The following is a 21,549-nucleotide window of genomic DNA, read 5'->3' on the forward strand; positions in this document are numbered from 1 at the left end:
CGCGAGGCCGGCGGTTGTGGGGAGGCGGTCTATTTGCCGCGGCGGCGCAGCCCGTCGAAATAGACGATGACGATGATCAGCACACCGGTGATGATGCGCTGCCAGAAGGCGTTGACGTTGAGCAGATTGGCGCCGTTGTTGATGGTGGCAAGGATGAAGGCGCCGAGCAGCGGCCCGTGCACTGAGCCGACAGCGCCGAACAGCGAGGTGCCGCCGATAACCGAGGAGGCGATCGCCTGCAATTCCCAGCCCTCGGCCTGTGTCGGATTGCCGATGCCGATGCGCGAGGCAAGCAGCACGCCAACGAAGGCCGCGCACAGCCCCGACAGCGTATAGGCCATATAGATGGTGCGCTGGACGTTGACGCCTGACAGGCGCGACGCCTCGGCGTTGGAGCCGACCGAGAACAGATAGCGGCCCCAGCGGCTGTGGTGCAGGAAGATGAAGGCCGGGATGCCGACCAGGATCACCATCCAGAACAGATTGGGGACGCCGACGAAGGAACTGCGCGAGAACGTCTGGAAGGCATCGTTGTTGATCGAGATCGAGTTGCCGTTGGTCATCAACAGACCGATGCCGCGCAGCGAGGTCAGCGTCGCCAGGGTGATGATGAAGGGCGGCAGGCCCATCTTGACGATGCCGAAGCCGTGGAACATGCCGATGGCGACGCCGACCAGCAAGGTGATCAGGATGGCCAGGAACACCGGTGTGCCGGCGTTGATCAGCATCGCGACGACGACTGTGGCGAAGCCGACGACGGCGCCGACGGAAAGGTCGATGCCGCCGGTGATGATGACGAAGGTCTGGCCGACCGCCAGGATGGCGATCATCGACCCTTGCCGCAACAGGTTCGAGATGTTGTTGGCCGAGGCGAAGCTCGGCGTCGCCACCGACAGAATGACCCACAAAAGAACCAGCAGCGCCAGCAGTGTCAGCCCGAACAGGGCGTTATAGTTGCGTTTCGGCCTTTCGGCAGCGATCGCCTCGGTGCTCATATCCGTCCTCCCGGTCTTTCTTGTTTCTCGGCCAGCGCCTGGGTGAGGATCTCCTCGTGATCAGCGGTCCGAAACCCGTGCGTAGCCACCAGCTTGCCGCGCCGGAACACATGCAGCGTGTCGGCGAGTTCATAAACCTCGGGCAGGTAGGACGAGATCAGGATGATGCCGGCTCCTTTGGATAGCAGCGCGCCGAACAGGCGGTAGATCTCGGCCTTGGTGCCGACATCGACGCCAACGGTAGGCTCGTCGAAGATGAACAGCTTGGCGCCGTGGGCGAGCCATTTGCCGATGACGATCTTCTGCTGGTTGCCGCCGGACAGGCTGGAGGCCAGGGCGCTGCGTGTCGGCGTCTTGATGCGCAGGTCGGCGATCTGGCGATCGGCTTGCGCCTTTTCCTGCGCGCGCGAGATCAGCAGATTGCTCGAGATGCGCTTGTAGATCGGCAGATTGAGGTTGAGCCCGACCGGCAGGTTGAGGCAGAGGCCCTGGTCGCGGCGGCTTTCGGGGGCCAGCGCCATGCCGAGCCTGATCGCGTCATGTTCGGAATTGACCTTGACCTCCTTGCCCTCCCAGAGGATCTGGCCGGCCGATTTGCGGTGGCGGCCATAGAGCGTGGTGACGAACTCGCTGCGCCCGGCGCCGATCAGGCCATAGAGGCCGACGATCTCACCGGCACGGACGGACATCGAGACATTTTCGAAGCCCTTGCCCGACAGGTTCCTGGCTTCGACGATGGTCGCGCCGAAGGTGAAATGCTCCTTGTGGTAGACCTGCTCGATCGAGCGGTTGATCATCATCTTGACCAGCTCGGCGTCATTGGTCTCGGCAATGTTCCTGGTGCCGACCAGCGTGCCGTCGCGCAGCACCGAGACGCGGTCGGCGAGCTCGAACACTTCTTCCATGCGATGGCTGATGTAGATGATGGTGACGCCTTCGCCCTTCAGCCGGCGGATCAGCGTGAACAGCTGGTCGGCCTCCTTGCGGGTGAGGTAGGCGGTCGGTTCGTCGAAGATCAGGAATTTGGTGCCGCGCACGGTGGCGCGGGCGGCGGCGATCAGCTGCTGCTGGCCGATGGTCAGGTCACCCAGCATGACATGCGCGGGCAGGTCGAAGCCTAGGTCGTCGATGATCTTCTGCGCCTGCCTGACCATCGCCCGCTGCTGCAGGATGCCGAAACGTGCATCCTCCTCGCCGAGGAACATATTGGCGGCGACGGTGAGATGGCGGCACAGGACCACTTCCTGATGCACGGCATTGATGCCGAGCGCCATCGCCTCATGCGGCGTTGCCAATGCGGCAGGCTTGCCCTCCCAGATGACGTCGCCGGAGGTGCGCGGCATGACGCCGGTCAGAAGCTTGATCAGGGTGGATTTGCCGGCGCCGTTCTCGCCGACGATGGCGTGGATCTCGCCGGCTTTGAAGGCGAGGTCGACCGGCTTCAGCGCGTGGGTGCCGGGATAGCGTTTTTCCAGGCCGCGGAGTTCGAGGATGGTCCTGCCCGGTTCCAGCGTTGGGGCCGGATGGAGTTCCTGCGCCGTCGACATCATGACAATCCTCCCAGATTGGCCCGCCAGATGGCCTGACGATTGGCGCGAGTGGGATGTTTCCGGGGCAAAGGCCCCGGAAACAGTTCACTTGTGGCGATGCTCAGTCGAGCTTGGGGTTGAGCAGCGCGTCGATCTTCGGATCCTTCATGTTGGCTTTGGTGACCAGGTTGGCGCCGGTGTCGACATTGGCCTCGACCTTCTCGCCCTTCGAGGCGGCGAGCGCCGTCTTGATGCCGTCATAGCCCATCCGGTACGGATCCTGAACGACGAGAGCCGAAATGACGCCGTCATTGAGGAACTTGATCAGCTTCTCGTCGCTGTCGAAACCGACCAGCGCGACCTTGCCGGCAAGATTGTTCTCGGCGATCGCCTGACCGACGCCCTGCGCCATGATCAGATTGGAGGCGAAGATGCCCTTGAGGTTGGGGTTGGCGGTGATCAGGTCGGTGGCGATGTTGAGGCCGGTGGTGGCCTGGCCGTCGGCGTATTTGTCGGCGACCAGCTTGAGGCCGGGATATTTGGCGGCGAGCTGTTCCTTAAAACCCTGGGCGCGCTGTTCGAGCGAGCCGGCGCCCGGAAGCGCGGTGATCAGGGCGACGTCGCCCTCGACCTTGCCGCCATTGGCTTCGCCGATGGCTGCGGCAAGGCCGTCAGCGGCGACACGGCCGCCCTGGATGTTGTCGGTGGTCAGGAACGAGGTGAAGGCCTTGGAGTCGGCACCGGAGTCGATACCGATGATCTTGACCTTGGTGGCGGCCTCATCGATCGGCTTGCCAAGCGCCTTGGCTTCGGTCGGCGCGATGACGACGGCCGCCGGGTTGCCGGCGACGGCATTTTCAAGGATCGAGATCTGGCCGTTGACGTCTGTCTCGGCCTGGGCGCCGAGCTCCGGCACGTTGACGCCGAGATCCTTGCCGGCCTTGCGGGCGCCGGCCAGAACGATCTGCCAGTAGAAGGACGTGGTGTCCTTGACGATGATCGGAATGGTTACGTCGGCCGCGGATGCCGGAGCCGAATGCATCACGCCGGCAAGCATCGACGCGGCTGCGAGTGCCACGAAGGCGCGGCGGTTGAGAATGCTGGTCACGAATTTCATTAGGAGTCCTCCCTAAGTCGCCCGGTGAATGTTACGGAAGCTCCATTCGGATGGCGCGGCCCAAACGGAACTTTATCAATAAAAAACATTTACCGTATTTTGATAGTGCATCATCTCGGTCGGCGCAAGCGCTGTTTGATGGCCGCTTCGAATGGCTGGATGGAAGATTTTTTCTGTCGGAACTCCGCTGCCAATCTGCTTCAATATCCCGCATGGAATATTAATTCCATCAACCAGTCAATATGGAATGTACATTCGTTTTTGGCGGTGTACGAACTGTGACACCTGGCGTTCACGTCAGGTGCTCGCGACTTCCCGGACGGTAAGGCCTAGAGCGTCGCGCCGAGATGCCACGGCACGAACTCGTTGTCGCCGTAGCCGAATTCCTCGCTCTTGGTCTTGCGGCCCGAAGCTGTCTCCACGATCAGCTCGAAGATCTCGCGGCCCATGCCGGCAATGGTCTTTTCGCCCGAGGCGATGACGCCGCAATTCACGTCCATGTCCTCTTCCATGGCGTGGTACATAGTCGAGTTGCTGGCGACCTTGATCGACGGCGTCGGCCGGCAGCCGAAGCAGGAGCCGCGGCCGGTAGTGAAGACGATGACGTTGGCGCCGCCCGCCACCTGGCCGGTGGCCGAGACCGGGTCGTAGCCGGGCGTGTCCATGAACACCAGCCCGTGCCCGGTGACCTTTTCGGCATAGCCGAAGACGCCGTTGAGCGGCGTCTGGCCGCCCTTGGCGACCGCGCCGAGCGACTTTTCCAGGATGGTGGTCAGGCCGCCGCGCTTGTTGCCCGGTGAGGGATTGTTGTCGATGGATGCGCCATGCTTGGCGACGTGGTCCTCCCACCATTTCACATAACCGTCGAGCTTGGCGGCGATCTCGGGGGTTGCGGCGCGATAGGCGAGCAGGTGCTCGGCGCCATAGATCTCCGTCGTTTCGGAGAGAATGCCGATGCCGCCGACGCCGGCCAGGATGTCGACCGCGGCACCCAGCGCCGGATTGGCGGTGATGCCGGACATGCCGTCGGAGCCGCCGCATTGCAGGCCGACGACGATCTCGCTGACCGGGATCGGCTCGCGCTGAAGCTTGCCGACCTCTTCGGCGATCTCGGCCAGCACGACCAGCGCCTTCTCGACCGATTTGCGCGAGCCGCCGGCTTCCTGGATGTTGAAATGACGTTTTCCCGCGGCAACGCCCTTCTGGCCATAGAGGGTGAGCTGGTTGACCTCGCAGCCGAGCCCGACCATCAGCACGCCGCCGAAATTCGGGTGACGGGCATAGCCGGCCAGCGTGCGGTGCAGCACCGTCATGCCGTCGCCGGTGGCGCTCATGCCGCAGCCCTGGCCGTGGACGATCGGGACGAAGCCGTCGATGCCGGGATATTGCGGCAGAAGCGTGCGGTTCGCCGCGTCAGCGATGGCGTGGCAGACGGTGGCCGAGCAATTGACGCTGGCGAGAATGCCGACGAAGTTGCGCGTGCCGGCGCGGCCGTCGGCGCGGCGGTAGCCCATGAAGGTGCGGGCGCGGTCGGCCTCGGTCGCATGCACTGCCTCGCTCGGCGGCACCACGGGCAAACGCCCGCTTTCGAAGACCAGATTGTGCGAATGGACATGCTCGCCGGGCGCGATGTCCTGCGTGGCGCGGCCGATCGCCTGGGCATATTTGACCACGGCTTCGCCGGCCGCAATCGGCTTGATCGCCACTTTGTGGCCCGGCTCGATCAGCGCGGCGGCGACGGCGCCGCCCGGCAGCACGGTGCCGATCTCGATGCGGCCATTGGCGACCGCGACATTGTCGGCGGGAGACAGAAGAATGCTGTTTGCGGCGTTCACGGGAGCTTCCTGGGTGTGTTCCTGGGTGCGCGAGCGGATTGACACGCGGCTCTTAACATATAATGTCTTTTATCGGGAAAAAACATTTTTGCGTCAATTGTTTTTTCGCCAGAGCGCGACGCGTCTTTTGGATGCGTGAAGTAGGCTCTACAACCAAGACTAGCGTTGCGCATGGTGTTTTGCGAAGCGATTCCGATTTCATGCGCGCGAAACGCTTCAAACCGGCCGCAATCGCCAATGCGCCACGGGGCAGGGGATGTCGAAGAGCAACAACGTTTACAAGGACGCTTATAATCGCGGTCTGAGGCTGCTCGACGAAACCAGGAGCCTGCCTTCGGAGCCGGAACTGGGTACGCTGCTCGGCGTCAGCCGCACGACAGTCCGCACTATCCTTGCGCGCATGGAAGAGACCGGGCTGATCGACTGGAACAAGCGCAGCAAGACGGTTCTGCGCGAGCCACGGCCGGATGATTTCTTCCCCGAGGAAGAAACCGACACGCTTGCCGAGATCATCGAGCGTTCCTTCATGCTGCGGCTGCTTGCCAGCGGTGCCGAAGCCGGAATGCAGATCAACGAGCTCGAGCTGGCGCGCGAGATCGGCGTCGGCACCACCAGCGTGCGCGAATTCCTGATCCGCTTCTCGCGCTTCGGGCTGATCGAGAAGCGCCGCAACAGCCACTGGGTGCTGAAAGGCTTTACCCGCGCCTTTGCGCTGGAGTTGACCGAAATCCGCGAAATGTTCGAACTGCGCTCGGCCGCAGCCTTTGCCGCTCTGCCCGAGGACAGCCCGGTGTGGGTCGACCTCGACCGCCTGGAGGACGAGCATCGCCTGCTGGCGCGCGAGATCGCCGTGCGTTTCAACGAATTCTCCGAGCTCGACGAGCGCTTTCACCGGCTGATCCACCGGGCGTCGCACAACCGCTTCATCGTCGATTTCTACGACGTCATCGCCATGATCTTCCACTACCACTACCAGTGGAACAAGGCGCAGGAGCGCGAGCGCAACGAAGTCGCGGTCCAGGAGCATCTCGCCTATATCGCCGCGCTCAAATCGCGCGATCTCGCCAAGGTCGACGCCGCCTGCCGCAAGCACCTGAAATCGGCCTGCCACACGCTGCTGACGTCCATTCCAGAGGGCAGTCAGCCGCAACGCGCGTGATTGTGTTGCGTTGCCGCAGCAACGTTTTGGCGATTTTCCGGCCGCCGGCTCCGTGCTAGAGAGTTGACGTTGCTGCGTGAAGAGGCTGGTTCTTGACCATACGCCGGAGACGATGGAGCATGCCGGTCGCGTTCGCCGCGGCGTGGCTTTTCGTGCTCCAGTCGATGTTCGGCGCGTTTGCTTCAGGCGGCGAGCCGAACGCCTCGCAATTCGATGCTTTCGGCAACACGATCTGCACCCATGACGGTGCGGCGGAACTCCCCGCCGGCGATCCGCATCATCAGCACATGCCGGCTTGCTGCATGCTTGGCTGCAACCTCGTTTCAGCGGTCTACGCGCCGCCCGATGCCGGGAGCCTGGCTCGCAGCCTCTCCGTCGAAACCATCGCCTTTTTCCTGCCGGCCTTCCGGCATCGCGATTTCGCCCGCGCCCGCACTCCGTCCAATCCGCGCGCACCACCGGCGACGGCCTGATCCGTTCTGGTTCGCGCCGCGCAACCCTTTGCCGGCGCGTTTATCGACATCGTTCGCGACCGGCCGTCGGCGCGGTCCCTTAAAGTCCACGGAGCAATCATGTCTCACTCTTTTCGCGCTGCCGCATCCAGCCGCAGGCGCCTCGCACTGGGTCGTTTCGAGCAGCGTCTCGGCATCGCCCTTTGCGTTCTTGCCCTCCTGTTCGCCAGCGCCCAGATCGTGTCGGCACACGAGTTCAAGCTTGGCGATCTCGAGATCGGGCACCCCTGGTCGCGCGCCACCCCAGCTGGCGCCAAGGTAGCCGGCGGCTACTTCACCATCACCAACACCGGCAGTGCGCCGGATCGCCTGCTGTCGATCACCTCCGACATTTCGGCCAAGGCCGAACTGCACGAGATGGGCGTCAGCAATGGCGTCATGACCATGCGGCCGGTCACCGGCGGCCTCGAAATCCCGGCTGGCGGCAAGGTCGCATTGGCGCCCAACGGTTATCATTTGATGTTCATGGATTTGAAGCGGCAGCCCAAGGAGGGCGAAATGTTCTCCGCAACGCTGACCTTCGAAAAAGCCGGGCCCGTGCAGATCGAATTCGCCGTGCAAGGCATCGGCAGCGCGGCGCCGCAGGACGACCACTGACTTGGCCGCTTCGAGAGGTACCATCATGAAGAAATCTCTTTTGCCCGGCTGCGTGCTTCTTGTCCTCGGGACCAGCGCGGCCTTTGCCCACATCACGCTCGAAACGCCGGAGGCGGCGGTGGGCTCGACCTACAAGGCGGTTCTTCGGGTGCCGCATGGCTGCGAGGGCAAGGCGACGACCGCCGTGCGCGTGCAGATCCCGGAAGGGGTGCTTTCGGTCAAACCGATGCCGAAGCCGGGTTGGACGCTGCAGGTCAAGAACGGCAAATACGAGAGGTCCTACCAGCTCTACGGCCAGGCAGTGACCAGCGGCGTCAAGGAGATCGACTGGAGCGCCGGCAGCCTGCCGGACGAATTCTACGACGAATTCGTCTTTCGCGCGACACTGGCATCCGACCTGCCGGCAGGCCAGATGCTGCATTTCCCGGTGGTGCAGGAATGTGACGGCGTTGCCGATCGCTGGATCGAGATTCCGGCGGCCGGGCAGGCTGAGGATGCGCTGGAATTTCCGGCGCCCGGCCTCAAGCTGCTGCCGAAGAAGTGAGCTCCGGCGGCGCGCTTTGGCGGATGAGCGCGCCGCTGCTCTTGGCGGTGAGATGAGCGCGGCATCCTTACTGCGGCAAGCTTGCATGGCCGGCAACTATTCTGGCCGGCTTGTGGCTGGCCTGCTGGCCGCCATCGTGCTGCTCGCCGTAATTGCCATGCCTGATCCCGCCTTCGCCCATGCAGCGCTGATCAAGGCCGAGCCGGCTGATGGTGCGGTGCTGACGCAGAGCCCGTCGCAGCTGTCGCTGACTTTCAGCGAGCCGGTTTCGCCGCTGGTGCTGACACTGGTGCGGCCCGACGGCACGTCGGTCCCGCTGAGCTCTTTCCGGCTCAGCGGCCAGACCGTCGAGATCGACAATCCGCAGGCGCTGAAATCGGGCACGCATGTGCTGAGCTGGCGGGTCATCTCCGCCGACGGGCATCCGGTCGGCGGCTCGGTGCTGTTCTCGGTCGGCACACCGGGTGCTGCGCCGGCCGCCTCCGATGCCGTTGACCGGGGGCTTCGAACGGCGATCTGGATTGGCAAGGTTTTTCTGTATATCGGCCTGTTTTTCGGCGTCGGCGGTGCCTTTGCGCTGGGCTGGCTGGCACAAGGCGGGCGATCCGGCCAGAAGCTTGTCGCCGCTGCGATCCTGTGCGGGCTGGCCGCCGCACCGCTGTCGCTTGGTTTCCAGGGCCTGGATGCGCTTGGCGCGCCGCTTGCCCGGCTGGCGCAGCCGGTCATCTGGCAGACCGGGCTTGGCACCAGCTTCGGCTGGACGGTGCTGATCGCGCTGATGGCGCTCGGCCTTGGCCTGTTGTCGCTGGTCGTGCCGCCCGCCGACGCAAAGCCGCTGGCCTTGGCCGGACTGGTCGGCGTCGGCGCAGCATTAGCCGCCAGCGGGCATGCCAGTGCCGCCGAGCCGCAATGGCTGACCCGGCCGATGGTGTTTCTGCACGGCGTCGGCATTGCTGTCTGGGCCGGCGCGCTGATGCCGCTCGGTCTAGCCTTGAAACGGCAGCCGGCCGAAGCCGGGCCGTTGCTGCGCCGGTTTTCGCGAGCGATCCTGTTCGTCGTGGCCGTGCTTGCGGCAGCCGGCATCGTGCTCGCCGTCATCCAGGTGCAAACGCCGTCGGCGCTGGTCCATACCGCTTACGGCCGGCTGCTGCTGATCAAGCTGGCGCTGCTCGTCTTTCTGTTCACGCTCGCCGCCGTCAATCGTTTCAAGCTTACGGCCCTGGCTGAGGCAGGAAATACGGAGGTCCAGCGGCGGCTGGCCCGCTCGATCTTTATCGAGCTGCTGATCGTGCTGGCGATCTTCGGCGTTGCCGCCGGCTGGCGCTTCACGCCGCCGCCGCGCGCGCTGGCGATCGCCGCGGCACAGCCGGCGTCGGTGCACATCCACACGCTGCAAGCGATGGCCGACCTCAGTATTGCGCCCGGCCATGCCGGGCCTGTTGCCGCTTCGATCTTCATCATGACCGGCGATTTCGGCCCGCTCGACGCCAAGCAGGTGACGCTGGTGCTGTCAAAGCCCGATTCCGGCATCGAACCCATCAAGCGCCCGGCGACGAGGCTTGGCGACGGCACCTGGCGCGTCGACGATCTCGTCATTCCGGTCGCCGGCCGGTGGACGGCGCGGCTCGATATCCTGGTCTCCGATTTCGAGATGGTGAAGATAGAGGCGCCGATCAACATTAGGCCGGAGTGACGTGCTGATATTCAGGTGATGCCGGCCTGCAAATGGTGGTATCCTGCGCTTCCGGTGCTCACGTACTTAAGTACGCTCCGCTCCGGTTCTCGGAAACCACCATTTTCGGCTCGGCCTGACCTGAATCTCAACACGCCCCGGCTGCAAGACAATTCGGCGAGGCGGTTGACGCGGCCGCGAACCCCCGTCAATCATCGCCATCAAGAATGGGCGTCCAACCCAATCGCGGGCTCAAACCAACAAGATCCGAAAGCAGGGAAGAAACGATGGAAAAAGCCGAAATCGGCCTGATCGGCCTTGGCACGATGGGCTCCAACCTGGCGCTCAACATCGCCGAGAAGGGGCACCGCATCGCCGTCTTCAACCGCACGGCGGCGCGCACCGATGCCTTTGTCGAAAATGCCGGCGCGCTCAGGGACAGGGTGGTGCCCTGCTACAGCCTCCAGGAACTGGCCGCCGCGATCCGGCCGCCGCGGCCGATCATCATCATGGTGCTGGCCGGCAAGCCGGTCGACGAGCAGATCGCGGCATTGCGCGGCGTGCTGTCGGCCAACGATATCGTCATCGACGCCGGCAACGCCAATTTCCGCGATACGATGCGGCGCTTCTCGGAGCTTACCGATTCGGGCCTGACCTTCATCGGCATGGGCGTGTCCGGCGGCGAGGAGGGCGCACGCCACGGTCCCTCGATCATGGTCGGCGGCACCGAAGAGTCCTGGAAGCGCGTCGAAAAGGTGCTGACCGCGATCTCGGCCAAGTTCAAGGGCGAGCCTTGCGCGGCGTGGCTTGGCACCGACGGCGCCGGCCATTTCGTCAAGACCATCCACAACGGCATCGAATATGCCGACATGCAGATGATCGCCGAAATCTACGGCATCCTGCGCGACGGCCTGGGCATCGGGCCGAAGGAGATCGGCGAGGTGTTTGCCGGCTGGAACAAGGGCCGGCTCAACTCCTATCTGATCGAGATCACCGCCAAGGTGCTGGCCGCCGACGATCCCAAGACCGGCAAACCGGTGGTCGACATCATCCTCGACCGCGCCGGCCAGAAGGGCACCGGCAAATGGTCGGTGATCGAAGCGCAGCAACTCGGCATCCCGGCCACCGCGATCGAGGCGGCGGTGGCGGCACGCGTGCTGTCGTCGATCAAGGACGAGCGGCTGGCCGCCGAAAAGGTCTATGGCGGCGGCGTGAGCAAGATTTCCGGAGACAGGGACGCCCTGCTCGCCGATCTCGAACTGGCGCTGTTTGCCGGCAAGATCGCCGCCTACGCGCAAGGCTTCGCGGTGATGAGCGGCGCGTCGAAGGAATTCAACTGGAACCTGCCAATGCCGGTCATCGCCAAGATCTGGCGGGCCGGCTGCATCATACGCTCGCAATTGCTGGATACGATGGCGGCGGCCTTCGGCGCCGGCGGTGCGGCCACCAACCTGTTGATGGCGCCGGCTTTCGTCTCGTTGATGCAGGAGGCACATCCGTCGCTTCGCCGTGTCGTGGCAAGGGCGGCCGAAGCCGGCTCGCCGGTGCCGGCCCTGTCATCTGCACTTGCCTATTTCGACAGTTATCGGCAGGGCCGCGGCACTTCGAACCTGATCCAGGCGCAACGCGATTTCTTCGGCGCGCACGGCTTCGAGCGCATCGATGGGCAAGGTGCTTTCCATGGCCCGTGGGGAAGCGGCGCGGCGGGTTAGTGCTTCGTGCTTGGACTTAGAATCCAATTTTGCGGTTGCCAGAACGCAGACATCTCCAGCGACCAACTGGGGGCGGGTCGCGCCAGGAACCTTGCTATGCCGGTAGAGACGATTGACGGTCTCATCGGTATCGGCGGAGCCGCGAATCTGTGGTAAGCCGCCGCTCAACCAACCGAAGGACGACACCTGTGAGCGAACCGACCGTGGCCCAGGCGACCGAAAGTATCTATGCCTCCCTCCGGGCGGAAAATGCCGACATCGACGCACATATCGCGACGCTTAAAGCGGCGCTGACACGAGAAGGGATAAAACAGGCGGTGTTCGATCCGACCAAGTTGGCTCAGAACAACCGCTCGGGGCGCAAGTTGATGCAGGCCTATTTTCGGCAGCGCGGCGTGAGCGTGAGGTTTTCGGACCAGTAGAGCCGAGCGCGGGTGATCTTAAGCGCGCCGTTGGGATTTCTCGGCCGATCCAGCGGTTCGCCATCTGGACGTCGGGACTGTTGAGACCCATCTTGCCGTCCCCCGAGAGCAGACATAGGCAAATGGCGAACAAGGGTACGGCACGCATTCGCTCCGCCGAACCAAGGCCTCGATCATCTACAAGGCAACGAGCAATCTGCGAGCGGTACAGATCCTGCTTGGCCACACCAAGATCGAGAATACGGTTCGCCATCTTGGCGTGGACATTGAATATGCGCTCACCCTCGCCGAGGGAACTGAGATTTGATCAGAATGGCCTCGGGCCTGCCGAGGGGCCATCACGCGCCGCATCTCGGCCGTTGAGGTCAGCTTTGCCGCTGCCTAAGGCGTACATTACCGGCGACCACGCTGGAGGTCGCGGTTTCGCCAGACACCGGTCATTGCTCCTCATGGCTGCAGAAGGTGCAAGACCGGACACTCGCCCGGTCAGGTAATTACACCAGGCCGGCCTTGCGAAGTCCGTCCACGACTAGCTCGAAATCGTCTGGGTTCTTGTAAGGCAACACTTTGCGGCGGTGTTCCAGAGAATAATCAGGGTTGACGCGAAACACTTCCTGCCACTCATGGCGGGCTTCTTCGAAGCGGCCCAGATGGCCGTAGCTCGCCGCCAGGAGCACGCGTGAGACGTCGGTGTCAGGGTTACGGACAAGTCGCCGCTTCAGGATGCCGATTGCCTCTTCGTACCTGCGCAACTGGAACATCGCTTGTGCCTGGAAGTGGAGGTATACGTCCGGATAATACGGGTTCAAGGCCATTGCCCTGTCGAAACACCCAAGTGCCTCCGCAGACCTGCCGGAATAATGCAGTGCAATTCCGAGATTTTCGTGTCCTTCGGGAAGATTTGGAGCGAGGGCGATCAAGCGTTTGGCCTCGCCGATGGCGACGTCGTGCCGTCGCGAATACAATTCGATGATGCCCAGCGCCCAATGCGCGTAAGGATATCGGTCGTCGAGCGCCACTGCCCGTGTCGCGAACACTTCTGCTTGTTGCATTGATGTCGATGACGACGGGCTCCACTGGTTTCCGTAGTCCAGCATGTTTGCGAAGGCGAGGAACGCGTAGGCGGGAGCGAATTGCGGGTCCAGTTCGATGGCGCGTTGCAACAGTTCCCGACCCTGGATGTTTTGCTCTCTCGTGAATCGCCATAGCTGCTCTCGACCATGCAGAAAGCAGTCATACGCTTCCAGGTTGCCGGTTTGCTCGGTCGCGAGCCGCTGCTGGTCGCCCTCCGTCAGGTTGAGCGCGAGTGCGTCGACAATTTGCTGTGTCACGTCGTCCTGCACCGCGAATATGTCAGTCAGGTCGCGATCGAAACGCTCCGCCCACAGATGTCCGCCCGTGGTCGTGTCGATAAGCTGCGCAGTGATCCGTACTCTGTTGCCGGACTTGCGGACGCTGCCCTCCAGCAGGTAGCGCACGCCGAGGTTCCGGCCGACCTCCAGAACGTTCACGTTCCTGCCCTTGAAAGTGAAGGACGAATTGCGAGCGATTACGAACAACTGCGACAGCTTTGAGAGAGAAGTGATGATGTCTTCGGAGATTCCGTCGGCGAAATACTCCTGCTCGGCATCACCGCTCATATTGGCGAAGGGCAGTACCGCGACCGATAACTTCGGCGGCGGCGCTGTCGAAGGCAGAGCTGCCGAAAATTCGGGGGGCACAGTTGCCTTTGCGTGAGCGGCGGTGTCCACTCGGAGCGAATAGATCCGGATCGGCTCGGCGATGTTCTTGAGCTGCGTGTTGCCGAGATCGCTTACCGAAAGGTCGAGCCTCGTCTTGACTTGGCGATAGGCATCCTCGGACAGGCAGATGGCGCCGGGCGCCGCGACGCCCTCCAGACGCGAGGCGATGTTGACACCGTCGCCCATCAGATCGCCGTCGCTTTCCACGACCACGTCGCCCAGATGAATCCCGATCCGGAACTCGATGCGGCGGCCCTCCGGCACGCCGGCATTGCGTTCGACCATGCCGTTCTGCACTTCCATGGCGCAGCGCACGGCGTCTACCACACTGCGGAACTCGACCAGCGCGCCATCGCCTGTGCGCTTGATCATGCGTCCGTTGTGGACAGCGATGGTCGGGTCGATCAGGTCGCTGCGCAGTGCCCGCAACCTGGCCAAAGTACGGTCTTCGTCTGCACTCGCCAACCGGCTGTACCCGACCACGTCCGCAGCCAGGATCGCGGCTAGCTTGCGGTTCTCGCTCACAGGGCCATCTCCTCGTCTCCACACTATCAGGAAGACACAGGAAAAGCGGAAATTTTCGGTGTCCCGTTCAGAGCGACTTTGGGTTAGATCAAGGCTCGCCATCTGAACGCAGCCGATGTCCTGCCAATTTCGGACATCCACACCGTGACGCCGAAAGTCAGCTCGGGGTGTCATGAACGTCGATGCCCCCGCGGGAGTCCTGAAGGTCCGCTTCTCAATATCCGAGCCTTGAGCCTGCCGGGGCCCCCTGAAAGACATTCATTACGTCGCCCAAGCGTCCGCTCGTGACGCGTAACGCTCATCCGGCTTTGATCCGGCCCGAAGAGGACGGACTGTTGGGCACCGGCGGTTCGGCAAAAGCAGCAAAGATTTTCCGGAAGCGCGGGTAACCGCGGATCGGGTCGAAGTCGGGTTCATTGTCGAACCAGGCTCGCTGATACGCGGTGCTGTGCGGAAGGATCTTCTCCAAAAGGTCCAAGGCTTCGTCGTGATCGCCCAGGACGGAATATGCGCACGCGATATTGTAATGGGCGACAAGCTCATCGGGGTCGATCGCCAAGGCGCGGGAGGCCAAATCCCTTGCCCGGTTACGTTCGCCCAAATACGCCAGCATGATCGCTGCCCGGTGCGCGGGGCCGGCATTTTCCGGATGCCGGTCGAGCACGCCTTCGGCCAGCTTGATCCCGACGCGCGCCCACCGTTCGGCATCCGCGAAGCGCCCGAGCCGGCGATACGCCGATGTGAGGAACATCGCCGATACATAGTCATCGGGGCGAATTTCGGCGGCGCACCCGAAATATCGGACTGAAGCCTCCAAGTCGCCTTTCACAAAGAAATACCGGGCATAGAAGAAGTTCGCCTCGTAGGAGTTGGGATCGAGTGCGAGAGCCCGCTGAAACGGAACAACAGCCTCTTCGGGACGCCCGTCATGCAGGAGCGCCAGCCCAAGCGAAGCATGGGCCTCCGCCAGGCCCGGGTCGAGCGCGAGCGCCTTGGCGCTCGTATTCATGATGGCGTCAAGCGAAACGTCCTGGGAGTGCCACACGAGAAGGGCAGAGTCGCAATCGGCGATGCCCGCATATGCACGCGCATAATCTGGGTCCAGGTCCACCGCCATCGTGAACATCCGGCGCGCCAGGAGCAGGTACGATTTAGTCCACTCGCGAAAAAATTCCCGTCCTCGCAGAAAATAGGTATAGGCCTCCACATTCGAGGTCGGCGCTTGTTCGATCGCCTTCTTCTCCTCGGGCAGCAGCCTGACCCTGAGCTGTTCGACGATGGTGTGGGTGATCTCGTCCTGAATGGCGAAGATGTCGGTCAGTTCGCGATCATAGCGCTCTGCCCAGATATGCGCGCCGTCCTCCCCGTCGATGAGCTGCCCGGTGATGCGCACGCGCTGGCCCGCCTTGCGGACGCTGCCTTCCAGAACGTATCTGACGCCGAGTGCCTGCGCCGTCTGCTGCACATTGATCGGCTTGCCCTTGTAGGTGAACACGGTATTGCGGGCGACGACGTGAAGCCCGGACACCTTCGACAGATCGGTCATGATGTCCTCGGTTATTCCGTCGGAGAAATATTCCTGCTCCGGGTCGCCGCTCATATTGTTGAACGGCAGTACGGCAATCCGCGGCCTCTCCTTCTCGCGCCTGTTCACCGATGGGGGCGCGGCGCGATCCTCGCCTCGAGCCGAAGTAGCGTCGACCGAAATGTTATAGACTCGCACCGGCCGATCGATGTTCTTAAGCGACTGCTCGCCCATGTCTTCGAAATTGAGGTCGAGCCGGGCACCCACCTGGTCGCGCACGGAACTCGAAACGGAGATCCCGCCCGGTTCCGCGAACGTTTCAAGCCGCGCCGCCAGATTGACGCCGTCGCCGAAGATGTCACCATCCTCGGCTATGATGTCACCCAGATTGACGCCGATGCGGAACTCGACGCGGCTGGGCGCCGGCACATCTGCATTTCTTTGCCGCATGCCGCGTTGGATCGCCACGGCGCAGGCCACAGCATTCACAACGCTTGGAAATTCGACGAGAAAGCCATCGCCTGTATGTTTGAAGACGCGCCCCTGGTGGTCTGCAACCGTGAAATCGAACAATTCTGCGCGAAGGCGATTCAAGTTTGCCAGCGTGCCTTCCTCGTCGATGCCCATGAGGCGGCTGTAGCCCACCACGTCGGCTGCGAGGATAGCGGTCAGTCTGCGTTCCACCTTGCCCTCGGAAAATTCAGCTGAGGCCTTGGAGCAAATCTACGCTTTTGTTGATCGCAAGTCTGCTACCTTCCGACCGCCTTCTTTTTGTCGATTAGCCAGAGGCCGCTGACCGGGGCGAAGCTGCCGTTCGAAGGGTCGTGTCGGCGATCGTCTTTTGGGAGGCAGATCACGTCGGTACCCACGGGGCCGGAACGGCCGCTTCTTATAATCCGAGCCTCAAAGCTGCCAGTCAGCTCCCGGCCCAAAGGCTGCCAGTCAGCAGCGCGCATTTTGCAGCCATGTGGAATCACTTGGCGTCACAGAAATGCGGCTAAGACAAATAGATGGAGCGGGATGCCCAGTTCAATTTGAACGTATTCCGCTCTAATCGGGGCGGCGATAGGCCTGCACTTCGCCCGGTTCGCTCAGGCTCTGCAGGGTGCCGGGGGCGGCGCCGCCGATCCAGCCCAGCACCGAGCGGGCGAGCTCGGCGCCGGCCAGCCGGAAGTTCTCGTTGACGACCAGCAATTCGCTGCGAAACAGGTGCAGAAGCTCCGACGATTGTTTGGACACCACATCGACATCGCGGCCAAGCTTGAGGCCGGCGTCTTCGATGCCGGCGACGATGGCGAGCGTCGCGGCGGCGGCGCTGCTGATGAAACCGTCCGGGCGGCTTTCGCGGCGCATCAGCTGCGCCGTCCGCATTCTGATCTGCTCGATCGAATGATCGATTGAAACGGTGTTGAACGGAATCTCGCTGGCGCCGACCTCGCTCAGCGCATCGGCAAAGCCGGCGAGCGTGTGGCCGTGATAGGTCAGCTCGACCGGCGGCGCCAGCAGAGCCAGCCGGCGGCGGCCGAGGCCGGCCAGATGGCGCACTGCCTCGGCTGCGAAAGCGTAATTGTCGAAATCATGGTAGGGATGGATCAGCCCCATATCGGTGCGGCCATGCGTGGCAAAGGGGATGCCGCGCTCCAGCATATAACGGGCCCTCGGATCGTTCGGCTGCGTGCGCGAAATGATGACGCCGTCGGCTGAACCGGTTTCCACGAGGTAACGGATCGGGTCGAGCGGATCCTGCGAGCGCGAATAGGGCGTCACGATCAAATGATAGGGCGTGTCGGCGATGACTTCCGAAACGCCGTAGATGATGTCCGAGACAAAGCTCATGATCTCGTGCTCGGTGTTGAGCACCAGGCTGATGACGTTGGTCTTGCCGGTGCGCAGGCGTACGCCGGCACGGTTGGGGCGATAACCGATCTGCTTGGCGACAAGCTGGACGCGCCGCCTGGTCTCGGCGCCGATCTCGGGGGCGTCCTTCAGCGCGCGCGACACGGTGGTGACGCCCAGCCCGGTCATGAAGGCGAGCGTCTTCAGCGTCGGCCGGCCCTGGCCCGACGCCTCGTCGGCCTTCTCTTTTTGATGCCTGTTCATTCGTCCCGCCCCGTCAGGCGCATAACAATTGCCGGACAGCCCGGCAATCGGCCGGCCGCGGGCACGCCGCGCCCTTCACCGAATGAGACCGCTATATACTGAAACGTTACAGATTGTCACGACCATCGCCACATCACTGGTGACAGGTGCGGAACGAGCGGCGCTGCAATCGGCGCAAAACCGTGATTGGAACGGGCTTTTCCGATCTTTTGGCGTCGCAGCATTGCATTTTGCAGTGCAACCACTCTGGTTGCGATGCGGAAGGCCAGCAAGCCGCGCGATTTTATTCGCGCTTCGAAAAAACTTGATGCCGCCTCCGCCTGAGGGGTTGCGCGCCTCAAGCAATTGCCGTATCGAAAATCTGTAACGTTTCAGATTCTGGGAGGAACGAAATGCGATACCAACTCATGACTGCTGCGCTGGCAGCGACGGTCGCGCTGCAATTTGCCGGCCCGGCGGCCGCGACGGATCTGGAAGTCACCCATTGGTGGACCTCCGGCGGCGAGGCGGCAGCGGTCGCCGAACTCGCCAAGGCTTTCGACGCAACCGGCAATCACTGGGTTGACGGCGCCATCGCCGGCTCCGGCGGCACGGCGCGGCCGATCATGATCAGCCGCATCACCGGCGGCGACCCGATGGGCGCGACCCAGTTCAATCACGGCCGGCAGGCGGAAGAATTGGTGCAGGCCGGGCTGATGCGCGACCTCACCGATCTCGCCACCAAGGAAAAGTGGACGGAAATCGTGCAGCCGAAGAGCCTGCTCGACGGCTGTACCCTCGACGGCAAGATCTATTGCGTGCCGGTCAATATCCACTCCTGGCAGTGGCTGTGGCTGTCGAACGCCGCCTTCAAAAAGGCCGGCGTGCCGGTGCCGAAGAACTGGAATGAATATGTCGCTGCGGCGCCCGCGCTGGAAAAGGCAGGCATCCTGCCGCTTGCGGTCGGCGGCCAGCCCTGGCAGGCCTCCGGCGCTTTCGACGTGCTGCTTGCGGCGGTCGGCGGCACCGACGCCTTCCTCAAGGTCTACAAGGACAAGGACGCCGAATTCGCCGCCGGGCCCGAAGTCGCCAAGGTCTTCAAGGCCGCGGACGACGCCCGCAAGATGGCGAAGAACACCAATGTGCAGGACTGGAATCAGGCCACCAATCTGGTCATCACCGGCAAGGCGGGCGGCCAGATCATGGGTGACTGGGCGCAGGGCGAGTTCCAGGTTGCCGGTCAGGTCGCCGGCAAGGACTATACTTGCCTTCCGGGCCTCGGTCTCAACGAGATGATCGCCACCGGCGGCGACGCTTTCTACTTTCCGCTGCTGAAGGATCCCGAAAAATCGAAGGCACAGGAAGTGCTGGCCCACACGCTGCTCGATCCCAAGACGCAGGTCGCCTTCAATCTCAAGAAAGGTTCGCTGCCGGTGCGCGGCGACGTCGACCTCAAGGCGGCGAACGACTGCATGAAGAAGGGGCTCGAAATTCTCGCCAAGGGCAATGTCATGCCCTGGACCGACCAGTTGCTTTCGCAGGATACGCAGAAGCAGAAGGAGGATCTGTTCTCCGAGTTCTTCGCCAAGCAGGACATGACCGTGGAAGATGCGCAGAAGCGCTTCGCCACCATCGTCGGTTCGGCCGATTGAGCGATCGACCAACCGCCTCACTCCCGCCCCTGCGAACGCAGGGTCGGGAGCTAGGGTCAAGGCCTCTTGACCCTCCGGCCCTTACCCGATCCAGCGCGGCTGTGCAGATGAGCAAGAGCGAACGCCCTAGCCAACTCTTTCGCAACCTCAATGCGAAAGTCGCTTCGATCCCGATGATTTTCACCGCGCTGGTGATTTTTGTCGGCGGCACCCTCTGGACAGTGTTGTATTCCTTCACAAATTCCAAGCTGCTGCCGCGGCTGCACTTCGTCGGTCTCGACCAGTACTATCGGCTGTGGGCAACGCCGCGCTGGCTGATCTCGATCGAGAACCTGCTGATCTATGGCGTGCTGTCGCTGGTGTTCTCGCTGGTCATCGGCTTTCTGCTTGCTGCCCTGCTCGACCAGAAGATCCGGTTCGAGGACACGTTCCGGACCATTTTCCTTTATCCCTTCGCCCTGTCCTTCATCGTCACCGGTCTCGTCTGGCAGTGGCTGCTCAACCCCGAATTCGGTGTCCAGGGCGTGGTGCGCAGCCTCGGCTGGACGAGCTTCAGCTTCAATCCGCTCTATGATTCCAGCATCGTCATCTACGGCATATTGATCGCCGCTCTCTGGCAAGGCACCGGGCTCATAATGTGCCTGATGCTGGCCGGCCTGCGCGGCATCGACGAGGATATCTGGAAGGCCGCAAGGGTCGACGGGATACCGACCTGGAAGACCTATCTGTTCATCATCATACCGATGATGCGGCCGGTCTTCATCACCACGCTGGTCATCGTCGCCTCCAACATCGTTCGCGTCTACGACCTGGTCGTCGCCCAGACCAGCGGCGGGCCCGGTATCGCCTCCGAAGTCCCGGCCAAATATGTCTATGATTACATGTTCTTCGCCCAGAATCTCGGCCAAGGGTTCGCCGCCTCGACGATGATGCTGCTGTCGGTGATCATCGTCATCGTGCCGTGGGCCTATCTCGAGTTCGGAGGCAAGAAGCGTGTCTGACCAAGCCGTTTCATCGCCTGCCATTGCCGGCGCCGGCGGCCTCGAAGCCTACGGGCCGAGCGGGCCGAAGCCGCGCCACACATTCTCGCGCCGTAACATCTTCCTGTACGGCACGCTGATCGTGGTGGCGCTCTACTATCTTTTGCCGCTCTACGTGATGGTGGTGACATCGCTCAAAGGCATGCCCGAGATACGCCTCGGCAACATCTTCTCGCCGCCGATGGAGATCACTTTCGAGCCGTGGGTCAAGGCCTGGTCGAGCGCCTGCACCGGGCTCAACTGCGACGGGCTGTCGCGTGGCTTCTGGAATTCGGTGCGCATCACCATCCCGTCGGTGATCCTGTCGATCGCGCTCGCCTCGGTGAACGGTTATGCGCTTGCCAACTGGCGGTTCAAAGGCGCCGACACTTTCTTCATCATCCTGATCGTCGGCGCCTTCATCCCTTATCAGGTGATGATCTATCCGATCGTCATCATCCTGCGCGAAGTCGGCCTCTACGGCAGCCTCAGCGGCCTGGTGATCGTCCATTCCATCTTCGGCATGCCGATCCTCACGCTGTTGTTCCGCAACTACTTTACCTCCATGCCGGAGGAGCTGTTCCGGGCAGCGCGTGTCGACGGCGCGGGCTTCTGGGGCATTTATTTCCGCATCATGCTGCCGATGTCGCTGCCGATCTTCGTCGTCGCCATCATCCTGCAGGTGACCGGCATCTGGAACGACTTCCTGTTCGGCGTCGTCTACACCCGCCCCGACACCTATCCGATGACGGTGCAGCTCAACAACATCGTCAACTCGGTGCAAGGCGTGAAGGAATACAACGTCAACATGGCAGCCACCATCCTGACCGGCCTGGTGCCGCTGATCGTCTATTTCCTGTCCGGAAAATTGTTTGTGCGCGGCATCGCCGCCGGCGCGGTGAAAGGATGATGG

The 21,549-nt window shown here is 62.7% G+C and carries 17 protein-coding genes and 1 pseudogene; 11 read left to right on the plus strand and 7 right to left on the minus strand.

Going from position 1 to position 21,549, the window contains the following annotated elements:
* Positions 1–29: 29 nt before the first annotated feature.
* The 4 genes from NMG46_RS05860 to NMG46_RS05875 all read right to left on the minus strand — a co-directional run bounded on the left by NMG46_RS05860 (position 30) and on the right by NMG46_RS05875 (position 5,476).
* Positions 30–995 (minus strand): ABC transporter permease, encoded by a 966-nt coding sequence (locus NMG46_RS05860; RefSeq protein ID WP_254816761.1) that lies wholly within the window; start codon positions 993–995, stop codon positions 30–32.
* A complete protein-coding gene (locus NMG46_RS05865) occupies positions 992–2,545 on the minus strand; it encodes a sugar ABC transporter ATP-binding protein (RefSeq protein ID WP_254816762.1) in 1,554 nt (517 codons plus the stop codon). Before NMG46_RS05865 ends, NMG46_RS05860 begins: the two co-directional genes overlap by 4 nt.
* 100 nt (positions 2,546–2,645) lie before the next feature.
* Entirely contained in the window at positions 2,646–3,641 is a 996-nt protein-coding gene (locus NMG46_RS05870; RefSeq protein WP_254816763.1) for an ABC transporter substrate-binding protein, read from the minus strand.
* 329 nt (positions 3,642–3,970) lie between these two features.
* Positions 3,971–5,476: an altronate dehydratase family protein gene (locus tag NMG46_RS05875; protein WP_254816764.1), complete on the minus strand. Its 1,506-nt coding sequence runs from the start codon at positions 5,474–5,476 to the stop codon at positions 3,971–3,973.
* A gap of 256 nt (positions 5,477–5,732) precedes the next feature.
* On the opposite strand from NMG46_RS05875, the gene NMG46_RS05880 reads away from it, so the two are divergent.
* The 8 genes and pseudogenes from NMG46_RS05880 to NMG46_RS05915 all read left to right on the plus strand — a co-directional run.
* On the plus strand, positions 5,733–6,635 hold the full coding sequence (locus NMG46_RS05880) for a GntR family transcriptional regulator (protein ID WP_254816765.1): 903 nt from the start codon (positions 5,733–5,735) through the stop codon (positions 6,633–6,635).
* Between the two features lie 119 nt (positions 6,636–6,754).
* Complete coding sequence (locus tag NMG46_RS05885; protein ID WP_254816766.1) at positions 6,755–7,108, plus strand: DUF2946 family protein; 354 nt, start codon at positions 6,755–6,757, stop codon at positions 7,106–7,108.
* A 99-nt stretch (positions 7,109–7,207) separates the two neighbouring features.
* Positions 7,208–7,744 carry a copper chaperone PCu(A)C gene (locus NMG46_RS05890; protein WP_254816767.1) on the plus strand — a complete coding sequence of 179 codons (537 nt, stop codon included), beginning with the start codon at positions 7,208–7,210 and terminating at the stop codon, positions 7,742–7,744.
* A 25-nt stretch (positions 7,745–7,769) separates the two neighbouring features.
* On the plus strand, positions 7,770–8,288 hold the full coding sequence (locus NMG46_RS05895) for a YcnI family protein (RefSeq protein WP_254816768.1): 519 nt from the start codon (positions 7,770–7,772) through the stop codon (positions 8,286–8,288).
* A gap of 52 nt (positions 8,289–8,340) precedes the next feature.
* Positions 8,341–9,981, plus strand: a complete 1,641-nt coding sequence (locus NMG46_RS05900; RefSeq protein ID WP_254816769.1) for a copper resistance CopC/CopD family protein — start codon at positions 8,341–8,343, stop codon at positions 9,979–9,981.
* Positions 9,982–10,247: 266 nt separating this feature from the next.
* Positions 10,248–11,672 (plus strand): NADP-dependent phosphogluconate dehydrogenase, encoded by a 1,425-nt coding sequence (gndA, locus tag NMG46_RS05905; RefSeq protein ID WP_254816770.1) that lies wholly within the window; start codon positions 10,248–10,250, stop codon positions 11,670–11,672.
* A 188-nt stretch (positions 11,673–11,860) separates the two neighbouring features.
* Positions 11,861–12,094, plus strand: coding sequence for a hypothetical protein (locus NMG46_RS05910; protein ID WP_254816771.1), 234 nt, complete (start codon positions 11,861–11,863; stop codon positions 12,092–12,094).
* Positions 12,095–12,230: 136 nt separating this feature from the next.
* A pseudogene (locus NMG46_RS05915) lies at positions 12,231–12,401 on the plus strand (tyrosine-type recombinase/integrase); the annotation flags it as partial.
* Between the two features lie 187 nt (positions 12,402–12,588).
* Here NMG46_RS05915 and NMG46_RS05920 read toward each other — a convergent pair.
* From NMG46_RS05920 to NMG46_RS05930, 3 genes are all read right to left on the minus strand, one after another.
* Positions 12,589–14,361, minus strand: a complete 1,773-nt coding sequence (locus tag NMG46_RS05920; RefSeq protein WP_254816772.1) for an adenylate/guanylate cyclase domain-containing protein — start codon at positions 14,359–14,361, stop codon at positions 12,589–12,591.
* A 298-nt stretch (positions 14,362–14,659) separates the two neighbouring features.
* Positions 14,660–16,570, minus strand: a complete 1,911-nt coding sequence (locus NMG46_RS05925; protein ID WP_254816773.1) for an adenylate/guanylate cyclase domain-containing protein — start codon at positions 16,568–16,570, stop codon at positions 14,660–14,662.
* Between the two features lie 366 nt (positions 16,571–16,936).
* Positions 16,937–17,986, minus strand: a complete 1,050-nt coding sequence (locus NMG46_RS05930) for a LacI family transcriptional regulator (RefSeq protein ID WP_254816774.1) — start codon at positions 17,984–17,986, stop codon at positions 16,937–16,939.
* Positions 17,987–18,378: 392 nt separating this feature from the next.
* Between NMG46_RS05930 and NMG46_RS05935 the strand changes: the two genes are divergently transcribed.
* The 3 genes from NMG46_RS05935 to NMG46_RS05945 all read left to right on the plus strand — a co-directional run bounded on the left by NMG46_RS05935 (position 18,379) and on the right by NMG46_RS05945 (position 21,546).
* Entirely contained in the window at positions 18,379–19,617 is a 1,239-nt protein-coding gene (locus tag NMG46_RS05935) for an ABC transporter substrate-binding protein (RefSeq protein WP_254816775.1), read from the plus strand.
* 107 nt (positions 19,618–19,724) lie between these two features.
* Complete coding sequence (locus NMG46_RS05940; protein ID WP_254816776.1) at positions 19,725–20,618, plus strand: carbohydrate ABC transporter permease; 894 nt, start codon at positions 19,725–19,727, stop codon at positions 20,616–20,618.
* A complete protein-coding gene (locus NMG46_RS05945; RefSeq protein WP_254816777.1) occupies positions 20,611–21,546 on the plus strand; it encodes a carbohydrate ABC transporter permease in 936 nt (311 codons plus the stop codon). Before NMG46_RS05940 ends, NMG46_RS05945 begins: the two co-directional genes overlap by 8 nt.
* Positions 21,547–21,549: the final 3 nt, after the last annotated feature.

Origin of the sequence: Mesorhizobium sp. LMG 17147 (assembly GCF_024297145.1) — a bacterium.
Taxonomy (GTDB): Bacteria; Pseudomonadota; Alphaproteobacteria; order Rhizobiales; family Rhizobiaceae; genus Mesorhizobium.

Coding starts and splice junctions, on each gene's coding strand:
- NMG46_RS05860 (WP_254816761.1), bottom strand. CDS start 995: ATGAGCACCGAGGCGATCGCTGCCGAAAGGCCGAAACGCAACTATAAC.
- NMG46_RS05865 (WP_254816762.1), bottom strand. CDS start 2,545: ATGATGTCGACGGCGCAGGAACTCCATCCGGCCCCAACGCTGGAACCG.
- NMG46_RS05870 (WP_254816763.1), bottom strand. CDS start 3,641: ATGAAATTCGTGACCAGCATTCTCAACCGCCGCGCCTTCGTGGCACTC.
- NMG46_RS05880 (WP_254816765.1), top strand. CDS start 5,733: ATGTCGAAGAGCAACAACGTTTACAAGGACGCTTATAATCGCGGTCTG.
- NMG46_RS05885 (WP_254816766.1), top strand. CDS start 6,755: ATGCCGGTCGCGTTCGCCGCGGCGTGGCTTTTCGTGCTCCAGTCGATG.
- NMG46_RS05890 (WP_254816767.1), top strand. CDS start 7,208: ATGTCTCACTCTTTTCGCGCTGCCGCATCCAGCCGCAGGCGCCTCGCA.
- NMG46_RS05895 (WP_254816768.1), top strand. CDS start 7,770: ATGAAGAAATCTCTTTTGCCCGGCTGCGTGCTTCTTGTCCTCGGGACC.
- NMG46_RS05900 (WP_254816769.1), top strand. CDS start 8,341: ATGAGCGCGGCATCCTTACTGCGGCAAGCTTGCATGGCCGGCAACTAT.
- gndA (WP_254816770.1), top strand. CDS start 10,248: ATGGAAAAAGCCGAAATCGGCCTGATCGGCCTTGGCACGATGGGCTCC.
- NMG46_RS05930 (WP_254816774.1), bottom strand. CDS start 17,986: ATGAACAGGCATCAAAAAGAGAAGGCCGACGAGGCGTCGGGCCAGGGC.
- NMG46_RS05935 (WP_254816775.1), top strand. CDS start 18,379: ATGCGATACCAACTCATGACTGCTGCGCTGGCAGCGACGGTCGCGCTG.
- NMG46_RS05940 (WP_254816776.1), top strand. CDS start 19,725: ATGAGCAAGAGCGAACGCCCTAGCCAACTCTTTCGCAACCTCAATGCG.